Here is a 15,365-nt window from a genome sequence, read left to right as displayed (position 1 = left end):
AACAGAGAAATGAAATTACCTCCATATACTAATAAAGCTAGGCAATCGCCTGGCTTTATTAGTATATGGAGGTAAAAGATTAATCATTATCATCCGATCCCATATCGAAACGCACTTCCTTCTCGGACAGGTTCGGCACTTTAGGGACAATACCGAAGTTACAGATATTATTGTCCGGCGTACGGTCAATCAGTTTATTATAAGGATCTATTCCGGCAAAGACCGGTTTTTCTTTTACAATAAACACAAATGTTTTTTCCGGTGCATCGATCTTCACTTTATGAAAAACCAGTGGATTATATTGCTCTTTGGACCCTTTAGCCACAGCGGCAAATACGCCAATGTCGATATAATCATTCACCTGTTGTTTAGTGTTATTACCCATGCTATCGGAACGGAACTTTGCACAGCCCACCGTCAGGGTAACTTTGTATCGACCATCAGACATCGGTTCTGATTTCAGCGATTTGACATAGTTTTCATACACGGTAATATGCTCAAACATATCGGAGATAATATACTTCAGGCTATCCGGAGTAGCTGATCTCAAACAGTTTACAAAGGCTACCGCATCTGTATAAGGAGGCTCCTGGTAGGCCACCTGACCAATGAAGCGACGCAGGGCAGCATTCAGGCTGTCTTCCCCGATATAGTCTTTCAGCGCATACATAATCACACTTCCTTTCTGGTAGTGAATGTACTGCTGATTCTCTACATACATCAACGGACGCTCTCCTTTGCCATCGACAGTTCTGCTGCGCAGGTAATTATCCATCTCATGCTTCAGGAATTTTTTCATATTATCTTTTCCGTAACGGTGCTCCATAACCATCAATGCACTGTACTGCGCCATAGTTTCGGACAGCAATGTACTACCCTGCACATTGGCTCCTATTACCTGGTGCGCCCACCACTGGTGTGCTACCTCATGCGCGGTTACATAGTACGGCAGATCGATCTTGCTCCAGTCGCTGGTATCTACTTTATTGGTAAAGCCGATATCTTCAGAGAACGGAATGGTATTGGCAAAAGACTGTGCAAAGGAGGCAAATCGAGGGAACTCAATAATACGTACCTGGCGATGCTGATAAGGAGAGAAGTTCTTCGTATAATAAGACAGCCCGTCTTTGATCGAACGGATCATATTCTCTACATTGAACTCATGCGCTTTATTATAATAGATCTCAATATTAACGCCATTCCATTTATCTTTCTTAATCGCGTAACGGGCCGACTGGTATGCATAAAAGTTCAGCATAGGACTGTCCATTTTATACTTAAAGAAGTTACGGCCGTTTTCTTTCCACTGCTTCACCAGGTAGCCCGGTGCAATGGCCGTCTGATCTCCGCTGGTGCTCACCTGTGTTTCGAAACGAATCCAGTCTGCATCATTGGAAATATACGTATTCATATGAGCAGCGCTGTCATTGATACGTGCCATACGCATCTTCGGAGGCAGGTTATACTTTTTACGTTCCCGGTTAGAAGACAGTTCAGAGGCATCATTATAGCCCAGGCTTGGCATCATCTGGTTGTTGAAGAAGCTACCATTCGATACCACCAATGTGTTGATATCATCATTGGCAAAGCCCTTAGGCGCATAATCAAACTCGAAACTCAGCTTTACAGAATCGCCTGGTTGCAATGGCTGCTGTAACTTAAACAGCTTTACACCAAATTTGCGATCATCTTTAATTACAGTTGATGATACATTCAGATTCACCTCTTTATACAATACCGGGGAGGTCTCGTCAAAAAGGTTTACATAAACAGTATCTACTGGAAGCTGATGCTTATTTTTCAGCCAGTAAAATCCTTTGGCATGAAAACCGCCCTTGTCCGGATAGATATCTACATCAACATTCGCTTCCACGATACGCGGCTGCAGGGTATGTTCGTAACGCTTAAAGCTTTGTTCATACTCCACACTTTCGCGGGTTATTTCCTTTACAGTCTTATATGTATTTAATACCTGTGTATTGTAATAAATATAACTGCCCCAGGCTAAGAAAGAGACTACACTGAGGCCAAGGGCCAGTTTCATACCACGGGTCACTTCCTTTTTCGAAAAACGCAGGCGCGCCCCGATCTTGTACTCCTTACCTCTGCCGTAGAAGTATAAGGCCACAAAAACAATGATCAGTACAAAACTGAGCCAGTAAGCCTTATAACTGAACCATGGGAATAAAGGACCATAACCGTTCAGAGCTGAATAAGGCAGGCGCGGACCATCAGAATCAAAATTGTATAATTTGTTATTCCACTCCAGTTTAGCAAACAGGATGCTCAATAACAGTAAAGGAATCAGAGAGAAGAAGAAACCCAGGTATTTGTTCGGAGCAAATACCTGTATCGCAAGGCATATACCTACCGTGATAGAAAAAGAAGTCAGCCCCAGCACGACAATGCTGATCATGTACTGCATAAAATCTATATGCAGGAAAGACTGGGATACTTGTATAATGATACCGGTAAGCACCGCCACCAGTTGCAGCAGCAATACAATACCCATTAAGCCCACATATTTAGAGAAGAACAACACGGTATTACTTACCGGTGTGGCATGGATCAGTTCATCGGTGCGGGTTTCCTTCTCGCGGAATATAACGGTACCAGAGAAGAAGACTACAAAGATCATGGTCAGGAATCCGTAAGAACCTACAGAACGGATCACGTTCTCAGTAAGCGGTTGCATAGCACTTTCGTACGCATTGTTACTGAAGTAGTTGATGAGCCAGATAAGGCCCACCATCAGTATGGCGATGATGATAAAGAAGGTGCTTTGTGCAATCTTACGGAATTCAAATTTGCACAGGTACCACAGCTGAGACCAGGACGAAACCCTGTTAAAGGCACGGCGTACTACCGGAATATCAGACAATGTATGGTAACCGGATGTAGCCGGTGCACTGCTTTCCTCCTTACGTTTAAACAAACGGAAAGGGGTAAGAAACTGTGTAAAGCTAAAGCGGTAATAGCTCATAGCCGTCAGTACAATGGCAATGCCAATCCAGAGCAGCCTGTTTTGCAACAGGATGTCTTTCAGCGGTATAAGTTTAGTGTTCTGCTCTGCAGGTGTCCAGTATTCCGTAATGTTTCCGAAAGCAATGCTTCCGAATGGCTCTATAATAGCAGAAAGCGTTTTCTTATCCAGGTCTGCACTCATCGCTTCTGCAATACTGCGCAGGATCAGCAGGATGATACAGAACAGGTATGCGGTCAGTGTTTTGCGGGTAAAAGTCGTTAAGGCAAAAAGCACAATACCGATGAAAAATACATTAGGTAGTGTAAATAACAGGAAGGGTTGCAGGAAGTTCATCAGTTCAAATGCACCAACTACAGGTTTACCCATTCCCGGCAATAGTCCTATAAAATAACCGATCAGGTATCCAGACATCACAAAAATACCTAGTACCAGCGCCGCCAGGAAACGTCCGAAGAAGTAACCGGCCTTACTGATAGGCTTGGTAAAAAATAAGGCATGGGTATTGTACTCATAATCTTTCTGAATAGCCGTGGCCATAATAGAAACCAGTACGATGCTGTTCAGCAATCCGAATACATTGCCATTGAGTGCGACCAGCAGAGAAGATACACTGTATGCAGAATTGGCAATGGTGCTATGATCTCCCTCAAAGGTATTAAACAGGCCTACCTGCTCAAAGCCGATCACCATACTCAGTGCCAGAAACAATCCGAAAAATATATAGATCATGGGTCGCTTAAAACCCAGTCTCAGTTCAAAACCAAATATTGCAGCAAACATAAGCTTAGTTTATAGAGTTATTGACAATAGCAGAAAAATACACATCTTCCAGTCCTACAGGAGCCGGCTCAAATCCATTACCCGGATCTTCTTCGCTGAATATGTGCAGGATCAGCGATCCGCTGACCATAGAAGAGGAGATGGCATTGTACTTTTCTTTATACGCACTGAAGGTGCTGCTGTCAATTGGTTTCATCCATATTTTACCGTCGATACGGTGTACCGCATCCTGCGGACTTCCTTCATATAAGATCGTTCCGTGGTTCATAATCACCATTTTACGACAAAGGTTTTTTACATCATCTACGATATGGGTGGAAAGAATTACGATGGTTTGTTCGGCAATTTCACTCAGCAGGTTCTGAAAGCGGTTACGCTCCATAGGGTCCAGACCGGCTGTAGGCTCATCCACAATCACCAGGCTAGGATTACCGATCAGTGCCTGGGCAATGCCGAAGCGCTGACGCATACCACCCGAGTACTCGCTTACATTACGCCTGCGGGCCTCATACAGATTAGTCTGCTGCAGTAAGGCAGAAACCAGTTCTTTGCGTTCGCCTTTATTAGTAATGCCCTTTAATACCGCAAAGTGATTCAGCAGATCCCAGGCCGATACTTTAGGATAGAAACCAAAATCCTGTGGCAGGTAGCCCAGTTGCTTGCGCAATTCGTTTTTCTGATGAATTACATCAATATTACCCAGTTTTATGCTACCGGAATCGGGATCCTGCAAAGCTGCAATCGTACGCATCAGGCTGGACTTGCCGGCACCGTTAGGGCCCAGCAAACCAAACAATCCTTTTTCAATGGTCAGATTTATATTGTTCAGTGCTTTTACACCGTTAGAATATACTTTGTTTACATTTTCAATGACTAAATTCATAGTAATAATGCGTTTTTGATGCCACAAGATAAGTTATACGAACAAATATAGTGTGTCATTTCATCGGACCTATCCCCCATTGCGGGGGAATTTTATCAACGTTTCGGGTATTTTTATCCAAAAGGCACTTTGAGATTGCTTGAAGGCTGCGCTTTGTTGCAGATAAAAGAGGCACACGCGAGGGCGCGTGCGCTAGCCAGGAATGGCTTACGATCACTTCGTCATATCGACTGCAGCGAAGCGGAATGGAGATATCTCCTGATTACAATTAGAATTTGAGATTTCTCGACGGCGCTGCGCTCTGCTCGAAAAGACGGGAACGATTGCTTCGTCATATCGACTGTAGCATAGCGGAATGGAGATATCTCCTGATTGCAATAAGAATTTGAGATTTCTCGACGACGCAGCGCTCTGCTCGAAAAGACGGGTACGATCGCTTCGTCATACCGACTGGAGCGTAGCGGAATGGAGGTATCTCCTTTTGCAATAAAACTTTGAGATTGCTTGACTACTGCACTTAGTTGCAGATGAAAGGGAAAGGGAAAGGGACACACGCGAGGGCACGTGCGCTAGCAAATGATTCTTAGTACACTAGCAATAGTTCTTAGTACACTGGCAATAGTTCTTAGTACACTGGCAATGATTCTTAGTACACTAGCAATGATTTTTAGTACCCAGGCAATAATTCTTAATACCCTGGCAATAGTTCTTAGTACACTGGCAATAGTTCTTAGTACACTGGCAATAATTCTTAGTACACTGGCAATGATTCTTAGTACACTAGCAATGATTCTTAGGGCACTGGCAATAGTTCATCGGGCACTGGCTTAGGCCCTCGCGTGTGCCTGCTTGTATCAATTGAGGCACGCGTTTGGGAACGTGCGCCAGTATCGGATAACTTCCTTTTAATACCAGAGATATACCATTATAATGCGTAATTTAGTACTGATCTTTATCATAAATATAATAACATCCTAAATACCTGCTATTATGAAAGACCTTTTCTCACAGCATTCTGCAGACTATGCAAGGTACCGGCCACAATACCCCGAAGCATTATACAAATGGTTAGCAGATCAGGTGCCTGCAGCGGATCATGCCTGGGATTGTGCTACCGGCAATGGACAGCTGGCCCGGCACCTCTCGCTCATCTTCAAACAGGTTGAGGCGACAGACATCAGCGCCCAGCAGCTGAAAGAAGCCCCTCAATTGCCCAATGTGCGCTACAGTGTACAACCTGCAGAACAAACCGATTTTCCCGACCACACCTTCGATCTCATTACGGTGGCACAGGCCATACACTGGTTTGATTTCAACGGTTTTTATGAAGAGGTTAAACGTACCGCCAAGCCCGGGGCCTTATTACTGGTGACGGGTTATGGTAATCTGAAGGTAACCAATGTGGTAGACCAGATTATCGCACACCTCTACGATGATATCCTGGGCCCATATTGGGATCCGGAGCGGAAGTACGTTGATGAGGAGTATAAGACCATCCCCTTCCCTTTTACTGACATTAAGGTGCCGCATTTCCCTGTATCGTTTAGCTGGAGCCTGGAACACCTGATTGCTTACCTCAATACCTGGTCGGCCGTTAAACATTATGAAAAGAAACATGGAGAAAACCCTGTGGACAGCATAACGGAAGCCCTTAAACACGCATGGGGTACGGCTGCCGAACATTCAGTGCATTTTCCTTTATTATTAAGAGCAGGCAGAATATAAGCGGCATTGTCCCTATTTTTGCGCATTCAAGACAAAGGCTATGTACCATTTCAGAAACGATTATACAGAAGGCGCACACCCATCCATTCTGCAAAAGCTGCTGGAGACCAATCTCGAACAGCAGGCAGGTTATGGAGAGGATAGCTATTCCATAGAGGCAAAAGCAATCCTGAGGCAAAAAATGAACTGCCCCGAAGCGGTGATCTACCTGATCTCAGGTGGTACACAAACCAACCTGATCCTGATCTCTTCTTTGCTGCGCGTTCATGAGGCGGTGATCAGTGCGCAGACCGGACATATTGCAGCCAATGAAACAGGGGCGATAGAAGCTACCGGGCACAAAGTCATAGCTGTACCTGTAACAGATGGCAAGCTGAAACCTGCTGATATACAGGCAGTACTGGATGCCTATTCACTGAGACCACATGTGGTAAAACCCCGCTTGGTATACATCTCCAATGCTACAGAGACCGGTACTATATACAGTCTTGCAGAACTGGAGGCCCTGTCTGCTTTTTGCAAAGCACATCAGCTGATCTTGTTTGCCGACGGTGCCCGTCTGGGTCATGCCCTTACAGCCGCATCAAATGATGTACGCCTGGAAGATATGGCACGACTGACCGATGCCTTCTATATCGGTGGCACCAAAAATGGCGCTTTACTGGGCGAAGCCCTTGTATTTGGCAAGCCCGAACTGGCGGATGAGGTCGATTATGCCCTCAAACAAAAAGGTGCCCTGCTGGCCAAAGGACGGGTAATGGGTATACAGTTCCTCGAACTGTTCCGGGATGATCTCTACTTCGACCTGGCCAGACATGCTAATAAGATGGCGGCAAAAATGGCGCAGGCTATTAAAGAAAAAGGCTTTAGCTTTCTTTCTGAACCAACTACTAATCAAATCTTTCCGATATTGCCCAAAGCGCTTATTGAACATTTAAGTGCACAATTTGCCTTCTATGTATGGAAAGAGATCGATGCAGATACTGCTGCCATCCGGCTCATCACTTCCTGGGCCACAGACGAGCAGATGGCTGATGCATTTATAGCAGCGATGAACCAATATGTATAATATGATGCAAGATGGCGCACAGCAACTGACCCAATACCTCCGCAGTTTATATTCCATGCCGGAAGACATATTGCAGGAAGGCATTAACCAGTTTCAGGCAGTACAAGTACCTAAAGGCGCATTCCTGTTCCGAGAAGGGATGATATGCCGGGAGCTGGCCTTCGTTCAGCAAGGGCTGTTACGGGCATTTTCGCTCAGAGAAGATGGCCGGGAGCTAAGCTCCTGCTTTGCGATGGAACATGATTTTGCCTGCGATTATAACAGTTTGATACATTCCGTACCGGCATATAAAAGTATCCAGGCAGTGGAAGCCTGCCAGCTTATGGTAATCACTCATCATAACCTACAGCAATTGCAGGATCGCTATCCGGCCTGGCAGCATATGGGCAAGATACTGGCCGACAGGGAATTTATAGAAAAAGAAAGATGGGCCAATCGCCTTCGCCTCGATAATGCGGCCGAACGGTACCAGTATATACTGGAAGAGCAACCGGGCCTGATAAACCGTGTACCGGTACACCAGCTGGCTTCGTACCTCGGCATGACCACCAGGACGCTCTCAAGGGTACGTAAGGCTTTGTGCAGGCCGCAGTAATGAAGACAAATGTCCTTTTTTAGTATAGCACTACCCGGTAGTTTTGACATCTGTATTAAAACATGATTTCATGACAACAGTAGCTCCGGGTGTATACCACCTTCCTCTTTTTTTCGGACATATGATCAATTGCTATATCGCTGATGGTTTCCTGATTGATGCCGGCATACGCAGTTCCTTTCCCAAAATACTCAAAGCGACCCAAGGGCTTCCGATAGAAGCACATGTACTTACCCATGCCCATCCCGACCACCAGGGCAGCAGCCATGCGATCTGCAATGCCCTCGACATTCCTTTATGGTGCAGCGCTCTGGAACAGGAGCAGGCCACATCAGGCAAGGTAACCGGAGAATATCCTTCCCCCCAACACCTTATTCCGAGATGGCAACAGCAATACTGGGCCGGACCAGGACATCCTGTGGCCAAAACATTGAAAGAGAATGATCGGATCGGCACATTTACCGTGATCGAAACACCGGGACACTCCAGCGGACACCTTTCTTTTTTTCGCGAAACGGACGGCACCCTGATCCTGGGTGATGTGGCCACTAATATAAATCTGCTTACCGGCATCCGTGGGCTGCATCTGCCTCCGGGCTTATTCACAAAAGATAAAGAACTGAATATCCGCTCCTTAAAAAAGCTGGCCAGGCTACATCCCCGAACCATATGCTTCGGACACGGACCGGTACTGCACAATGATAAAAGTCAGTTCGAAAGCTTCGCGGCGAAATTGTAATAATTTGTTTAAAATCGTCGTTATCAAGTGTGGCATATCAATTTGTTCTACATTTGAAATACCAAGCACGTAACCCTGACCGATAACACTGTAGCAGAACTGATATGAGCAAAACGACACGTCCGGAAACGATGACCAGAGAATACCTGGATTTTATAGACCAGCACCTAGCCGATATTTTATCCGGCGCTACCGCTGAGATGATGGAACTGAAAGATATTGCGGCGGCCATGCATGTATCGCACTCCCACCTTTCTGATACCATAAAAGAACACACCGGCTACCATCCCTGCCATTTTTATGACCAGAAGATACTGGATATTGCTAAAAATATGCTGCTGAAAGATGCCGTATCTGTGGCAGATATTGCCCGCATCCTTACTTACGATCCTTCCAATTTCTCCAAATTTTTCAAAAAATTTGAGGGCTTGACGCCGGGCCAGTTTCGTAAAAAATATATAACGCTGCAAAATACCGAAGCTAACACCATGACAATGCGGTAAAATGTTGAAATTTTGTGTCTTCAAATCACAAATCAATATGAACAAAATAGCATTAGTAACCGGCGGCAGCCGCGGTTTAGGCAGAAACATGGCAGAGGCATTAGCATCGAAAGGCCTGGATGTAATCATTACTTATAAAAGCAATACTGAAGAAGCAAACAAGGTAGTGCTGGCGCTGCAGGAGCAAGGCGTTAAGGCCCATGCCCTGCAGCTGGATACTGCCGATAGTCAGTCATTCGCTGCATTTTCAGACACACTCAAGGAATCATTATCTACTCATTTACAGACAGATAAAATAAGCTACCTTATCAATAATGCAGGTATTGGTATTCACGCCTCATTTGAGCAGACTACTATGGAGCAGTTTGATCAGTTGATGAATATTCACTTTAAAGGAGCCTTCTTCCTGACCCAGCAACTGGTGTCTACACTCATTGCCGATGGTGGTGGTATCATCAATATCTCTACCGGTCTTACCCGTTTTGCCACTCCGGGCTATGCAGCTTACGCCTCCATGAAAGGCGCAATGGAGACACTGACTAAATACCAGGCTAAAGAACTGGGTAGCCGGGGCATCAATGTAAACATTGTGGCGCCGGGTGCTATTGAAACCGATTTTGGTGGTGGCCTGGTAAGAGATAATAAACAACTCAATGATATGCTGGCCGCACAAACGGCCCTGGGTCGCGTGGGTGTGCCAGGCGATATCGGTGGTGTGGTAGCCTTCTTATGTAGCGATGAAGCGAAATGGATCACTGCACAGCGCATTGAAATATCAGGCGGTATGTTCTTATAAAGAATTCTTATAGCGCGAAAAACAGATCATAAATAAAAAAACATTTTTTTTGTATTTTGGAACAGCCATTGTGCCGGTTACCATGCCGGTATGGTGGCCGTTCTGTTTATCCACCATTTGTTATTCATTTATGCATCATACATTACTCCTTGTTTTAGGCTTACTTTTTGCAGTACTTATGCTGGTCATGCTGGCACAGAAGGTTAAAGTGGCCTACCCAATTTTCCTGGTTATAGCCGGACTGGTCATCAGCTTTATACCCGGTCTGCCACGCATATCGCTGAAACCGGACCTGATTTTTACCATTTTCCTGCCCCCATTACTATATGAGGCAGCATGGTATACCTCCTGGAAGGATTTCTGGAAGTGGAAACGGCCAATCAGCCTTTTGGCCTTCGGACTGGTGTTCTTCACCTCGATGGTGGTCGCATATTGTGCCAACAGCTTCATTCCCGGCTTCACCCTTGCCCTCGGCTTTCTCCTGGGTGGCATTATATCCCCGCCAGATGCCGTAGCTGCTGCTACGGTCTTAAAGGGCCTTAAAGTACCTAAAAGAATACTGACCATACTGGAGGGCGAAAGCCTTGTAAACGATGCCTCTTCCCTGATTGTGTTCCGCTTTGCCCTGGCAGCGATCCTCACAGGTAGTTTCTCTATGCAGCAGGCTACAGGGCAGTTTTTCCTCGTGGCGGGCATGGGCGTACTTATAGGCCTGGCCGGTGCGCATATTATGTATGTGATCCATCGGTTCCTACCCACTAATGCAGCTACAGATGCGGCCTTTACGGTTATGACACCATATATGCTTTTCCTGGGGGCAGAGCAGTTCCACTTTTCCGGGGTAATGGCAGTTGTCAGCGGCGGATTATTTATATCTTTCCGGGCCCATGAAGTGTTCCGCAGTGGCCACAGCCGTATGAATATGCTGGGTGTCTGGACCACAATGATCTTTATTATGAATGCACTGGTGTTTATCCTTATTGGACTGGCATTACCAGATGTGATTGAGGGACTGGGAGATTATTCTATCAAAGATGCCATTATCTATGGATTGATTATCAGCGCAATAGCTATCATATTACGTATGCTGTGGGTATTTCCGGCGGCACACTTGCCACGCCTGCTGAGCAGCAGCATACGAAGAGACCCTTCTCCCGGCTGGAAAGGTCCCCTGATCATCAGCTGGGCCGGAATGAGAGGGGTGGTCTCCCTGGCTACAGCCTTATCCATTCCTTTGTTTATGGACGATAAAGTGACCCCGTTTCCGCATCGCAGCCTGATCATCTTCATTACTTTTGTTGTAATCTTTGTAACCCTTGTATTTCAAGGACTTACATTGCCCTTAATTATTAAATGGACGGGCATAAAAGAGATCGATATCATTGCTCCGGAAAATGAGCAGCAGGCAGGCATCCGCTTCAACCTGAACAAGGTGGCCCTGCAACAGATCAACGAGCACCACAACCATCACCTGGATGTAAATGAATTTTTACGCCAGCTAAAAGCAGAACTGGAGGCTGATCTGCAGATGACCCAGCAAAAACTGGAATCACTGGGTTGTAATATGGATGAGCACGGACGCATTCAATCCTTTAACCATATATTACTGGATCTGTATCATATACAGCGACAGGAATTGTTCCGACTGCGCAGAGAAAACCTGTTCAGTGACAGCGAGATCCGCAAGGCTGAGCTGCAACTCGACCTCAGCGAAATGAAGGTCACCGGCATTAGCCATTAACCTATTTCTTTACGGGTATTCAGATCTATTACAACATTATATGCCAGGGGTGCAAGGATATTATAATCTATTGCACCCCTGGCATATTTGTATCATCCCCTATCCCATACCGTAAACAAGACTGTCCTGTATTTGTTTGAAAATGATCTTATGTAAATGCTAGCAACAATAATTTAATATAGATGTGGAAAAATAAATTATTAGATTGGACTAACTTTTTTATTTTTGCATTAATAAAACAAATTTAGCATTGAAAAACTTCATACAAAATATAATATGTACTACTGGTCTGATGGCCATTACTTCTTCGGCCATTGGCCAGGAAATCGCATCACCAGACAGCCTGAAAAAGGAAAGTAAACAAACAATACTCGACGATGTTGTGGTAACCGGCACCATGAAAGAAGTGTCCAAGATCAATAGTCCGGTGCTGGTCGAGGTGTATACCCCTGCCTTCTTTAAAAAGAATCCTACTCCGAATATCTTCGAAGCCATGCAGAATATCAATGGTGTACGTCCGCAGATCAATTGTAATGTCTGCAATACCGGCGATATCCATATCAATGGTCTCGAAGGGCCTTATACTATGGTCCTGATTGACGGCATGCCTATTGTGAGCAGCCTGTCTACGGTATACGGCCTGTCCGGTATTCCCAATTCTATTGTGGAACGTATAGAGCTGGTCAAAGGTCCGGCCTCTTCTTTGTATGGCAGCGAAGCTGTGGGAGGGCTGATCAACATCATCACCAAAGCACCGGGCAATAAGATACAGGCCAGTGCTGACCTCATGGGCACCAGCTGGCAGGAATACAATATAGATCTGGGCCTGAGTGTACCCCTGGGTAAAAAATGGAGCATGATGACCGGTGTCAATTATTTCAACTACCAGCAGCCAGAGGATAAGAACAAGGATAATTTTACAGATGTAACCCTGCAAAACCGCATTTCTGTATTTCAAAAGTGGAATTACAAACGCAAGGAAAACCGTGTGGCCAGCATAGCCGGCCGCTACCTGTATGAGGATCGCTGGGGTGGAGAAATGAACTGGACACCTCAATTCAGAGGTGGAGACAGTGTATATGGAGAGAGTATTTATACCAAACGCTGGGAGCTGATCGGTAAGTACCAGTTACCGGTAAAGGAGAAACTGATGCTCTCCTTCTCTTATAACAATCATGATCAGAACAGTGTATATGGCACTACCAGATATATGGCATTGCAAAATATCGCCTTCGGCCAACTGACCTGGGATAAGCTGGTAGGCAAACATGATCTTTTGCTGGGTACTGCGCTGCGGTATACTTATTATGATGACAATACTGCCGCGACCATAAAGGCTCAGAAAAGTGTTCTTCCCGGTATATTTCTGCAGGATGAATATACATTCAACAATAAACACAAATTACTGATGGGCTTTCGTTATGACCATCATAATATACATGGTAATATTTATACCCCGCGCCTGGCTTATAAATGGGCAGTCAGTCCGGAACATATTATCCGCGTAAATGCAGGTACGGGCTTCAGGGTGGTGAATATCTTTACAGAAGAGCATGCCGCCTTAACCGGTGCGCGCAGCCTGTCTATTCTGAATGATCTGAAACCGGAGCGGTCTTATAACATCAATCTGAACTATAACCGCAGAATATTCAGCGAACAGGGGCATTTTTACAGTCTTGATATTACAGGATTCTACACCTATTTCACCAACCGCATTGTACCCGATTATGAAACCGATCCGAATAAGATTATTTATGATAACCTGGATGGCCATGCAGAAAGTAAAGGTATAAGTCTGAATATGGATATGAACTGGACCAACGGATGGAAATTCATGGGAGGGGCGACGCTGATGGCCAATACGGTTACTGCTGCAAAAGTGACCAAACAACAGATTCTGACTGAGAAATTTACAGCAACCTGGGCTGTCTCTTATCTGATAAAAGCGGCAAGGGTATCTATAGATTATACGGGCAATGTATACAGCCCAATGAGATTGCCCTTACTCGGCCCCAATGATCCAAGAAGGGCTTACTCAACATGGTGGAGCCTGCAGAATATTCAATTGACCTACAAGCATAATAAGCGTATGGAGATATATGCTGGAGTAAAGAACCTGCTGGACTGGACGCCTAACCGGAATAATCCGTTCATCATAGCACGCAGTCACGATCCCTTCGATAAAAAAGTAGCATACGGCAGTAATGGGCAGGTGATGACCACTACTGAAAACCCCTACGGGCTAACCTTTGATCCAACTTATGTATATGGGCCCAATCAGGGCAGAAGGATATTTGTTGGTCTGCGTCTGCAGCTCGGTGCCTAAGCACCAAACTGCCAGCACCAATTTTGCATTTCCTTGAAGACGGTTCCTGCTACGGCAGGATCCGTTAAATTCAGATCGTAGCCTGCTGCAGACAGCGGAAATAAACGGTTATAGCATTTAGTATTATTCAGGATTACCTGGTACGCACCGGCCTGATTAAAGGGTACCACATCATCGGCTTTGCCATGAATTAATAAAGTAGGTATTTTCTTCGGATAAAATCTCGGACTTGCATCCAGGTAGGCTGCAGGAACGCCCGTACCCAAAACGTATGGCTTACCGGTAATTGCTTCCAGCTCCTTTAATTTGCCCAGAGCTATCATATTACTCAGGTACATATCATCCGTCAGATCACTTGGTGCAGCCAGTGCAATAACTGCTTTGATCATGTCATCGTAGTTATACTTATGTGTGTATAACAGTGACATATGCCCTCCAGAGTTCATTCCTATTAAAACATAACCACTATTACGTATACCCCATTCTTTACTATGTGCAGTAATGTAATTGATTGCATTGTGTATGTCTTCTACTATATTCTGGTAATGCACACTTATAGTATCTGCATTGCGTACATTAATATTAATGGCCGCAATGTTATTGCGCAGAAAGCTATCCTGCCAGCGGGTCATTGTTTCTTTTCCTCCGCTCGTCCAGTAAGCCCCATGTAACAGGATCACAACAGGTGTATTCCCTGCCCTGCCTTTAGGTAGACACACATCCATCCTGTGAGCCGGATCCGCCCCATAAGCAACATCATACTGTTTCAATTCATCCAGATTCGGATTTGCAGAAGGATTGTTTAAAGATATACTCTTTTCACAGCTCAACATGAACAAGCAAGCAAAAAGAGCAGAGAATACTAAACGAAAGTTCATTTAACAAAAAATTTGGATGTAAATATAAGGAGTTTATGACATAAAGCACAATATGAATATAAATACCTGAAACATTCTTTGTATATAATCTGTTTACAAAACCAAAAGCGCCCTGTTTTCAGGGCGCTTTTGTGTATGGGCTATTTATTTGTATGGTATTGCTTGTATTACATTACCTGTTGTGGTAGTCTTGTCTTGAGTATATACATAAAAAAGAGACACCCTTCAGTTATGAAGGGTGTCTTAAATAAATATGGCAGCTACCTACTTTCCCGGAATACACCAGTATCATCGGCCATGATGGGCTTAACTACTCTGTTCGGAATGGGAAGAGGTGAACACCA

At 45.0% G+C, this 15,365-nt stretch carries 11 protein-coding genes and 1 rRNA gene; 8 read left to right on the top strand and 4 right to left on the bottom strand.

The window, feature by feature from the left end:
- Positions 1–79: 79 nt before the first annotated feature.
- Positions 80–3,766 carry an ABC transporter permease/M1 family aminopeptidase gene (locus EMP01_RS12260; RefSeq protein ID WP_129021845.1) on the bottom strand — a complete coding sequence of 1,229 codons (3,687 nt, stop codon included), beginning with the start codon at positions 3,764–3,766 and terminating at the stop codon, positions 80–82.
- A gap of 4 nt (positions 3,767–3,770) precedes the next feature.
- Positions 3,771–4,649, bottom strand: a complete 879-nt coding sequence (locus EMP01_RS12255) for an ABC transporter ATP-binding protein (RefSeq protein ID WP_129021844.1) — start codon at positions 4,647–4,649, stop codon at positions 3,771–3,773.
- A 990-nt stretch (positions 4,650–5,639) separates the two neighbouring features.
- Here EMP01_RS12255 and EMP01_RS12250 point away from each other — a divergent pair.
- The 8 genes from EMP01_RS12250 to EMP01_RS12215 all read left to right on the top strand — a co-directional run bounded on the left by EMP01_RS12250 (position 5,640) and on the right by EMP01_RS12215 (position 14,143).
- A complete protein-coding gene (locus EMP01_RS12250) occupies positions 5,640–6,374 on the top strand; it encodes a class I SAM-dependent methyltransferase (RefSeq protein WP_129021843.1) in 735 nt (244 codons plus the stop codon).
- A 40-nt stretch (positions 6,375–6,414) separates the two neighbouring features.
- On the top strand, positions 6,415–7,443 hold the full coding sequence (locus tag EMP01_RS12245; protein ID WP_129021842.1) for a threonine aldolase family protein: 1,029 nt from the start codon (positions 6,415–6,417) through the stop codon (positions 7,441–7,443).
- 1 nt (position 7,444) lies between these two features.
- On the top strand, positions 7,445–8,038 hold the full coding sequence (locus EMP01_RS12240) for a Crp/Fnr family transcriptional regulator (protein WP_161971331.1): 594 nt from the start codon (positions 7,445–7,447) through the stop codon (positions 8,036–8,038).
- Between the two features lie 70 nt (positions 8,039–8,108).
- Positions 8,109–8,777 carry an MBL fold metallo-hydrolase gene (locus EMP01_RS12235; RefSeq protein WP_129021840.1) on the top strand — a complete coding sequence of 223 codons (669 nt, stop codon included), beginning with the start codon at positions 8,109–8,111 and terminating at the stop codon, positions 8,775–8,777.
- Between the two features lie 104 nt (positions 8,778–8,881).
- On the top strand, positions 8,882–9,280 hold the full coding sequence (locus EMP01_RS12230; RefSeq protein ID WP_129021839.1) for a helix-turn-helix domain-containing protein: 399 nt from the start codon (positions 8,882–8,884) through the stop codon (positions 9,278–9,280).
- A 37-nt stretch (positions 9,281–9,317) separates the two neighbouring features.
- Positions 9,318–10,076: an SDR family NAD(P)-dependent oxidoreductase gene (locus EMP01_RS12225; protein WP_317125611.1), complete on the top strand. Its 759-nt coding sequence runs from the start codon at positions 9,318–9,320 to the stop codon at positions 10,074–10,076.
- A 49-nt stretch (positions 10,077–10,125) separates the two neighbouring features.
- Positions 10,126–11,817 carry a Na+/H+ antiporter gene (locus EMP01_RS12220; protein WP_237559534.1) on the top strand — a complete coding sequence of 564 codons (1,692 nt, stop codon included), beginning with the start codon at positions 10,126–10,128 and terminating at the stop codon, positions 11,815–11,817.
- 250 nt (positions 11,818–12,067) lie between these two features.
- A complete protein-coding gene (locus EMP01_RS12215; protein ID WP_202616072.1) occupies positions 12,068–14,143 on the top strand; it encodes a TonB-dependent receptor plug domain-containing protein in 2,076 nt (691 codons plus the stop codon).
- On the opposite strand, the gene EMP01_RS12210 is transcribed toward EMP01_RS12215, so the two are convergent.
- Together EMP01_RS12210 and rrf are read right to left on the bottom strand one after the other, a co-directional pair.
- The gene (locus EMP01_RS12210; RefSeq protein WP_129021837.1) at positions 14,140–15,021 is read right to left on the bottom strand and encodes an alpha/beta hydrolase fold domain-containing protein; all 882 of its coding nucleotides are present in this window, start codon (positions 15,019–15,021) and stop codon (positions 14,140–14,142) included. The two genes, EMP01_RS12215 and EMP01_RS12210, sit on opposite strands and share 4 nt — an antisense overlap.
- Positions 15,022–15,272: 251 nt before the next feature.
- A 5S ribosomal RNA gene (rrf, locus tag EMP01_RS12205) occupies positions 15,273–15,365 on the bottom strand; the annotation flags it as partial.

The sequence above is a fragment of the Edaphocola flava genome, from assembly GCF_004118155.1.
In the GTDB taxonomy this organism is placed as follows: Bacteria; Bacteroidota; Bacteroidia; order Chitinophagales; family Chitinophagaceae; genus Edaphocola; species Edaphocola flava.
This window is presented reverse-complemented; position numbering and strand designations above follow the sequence as displayed.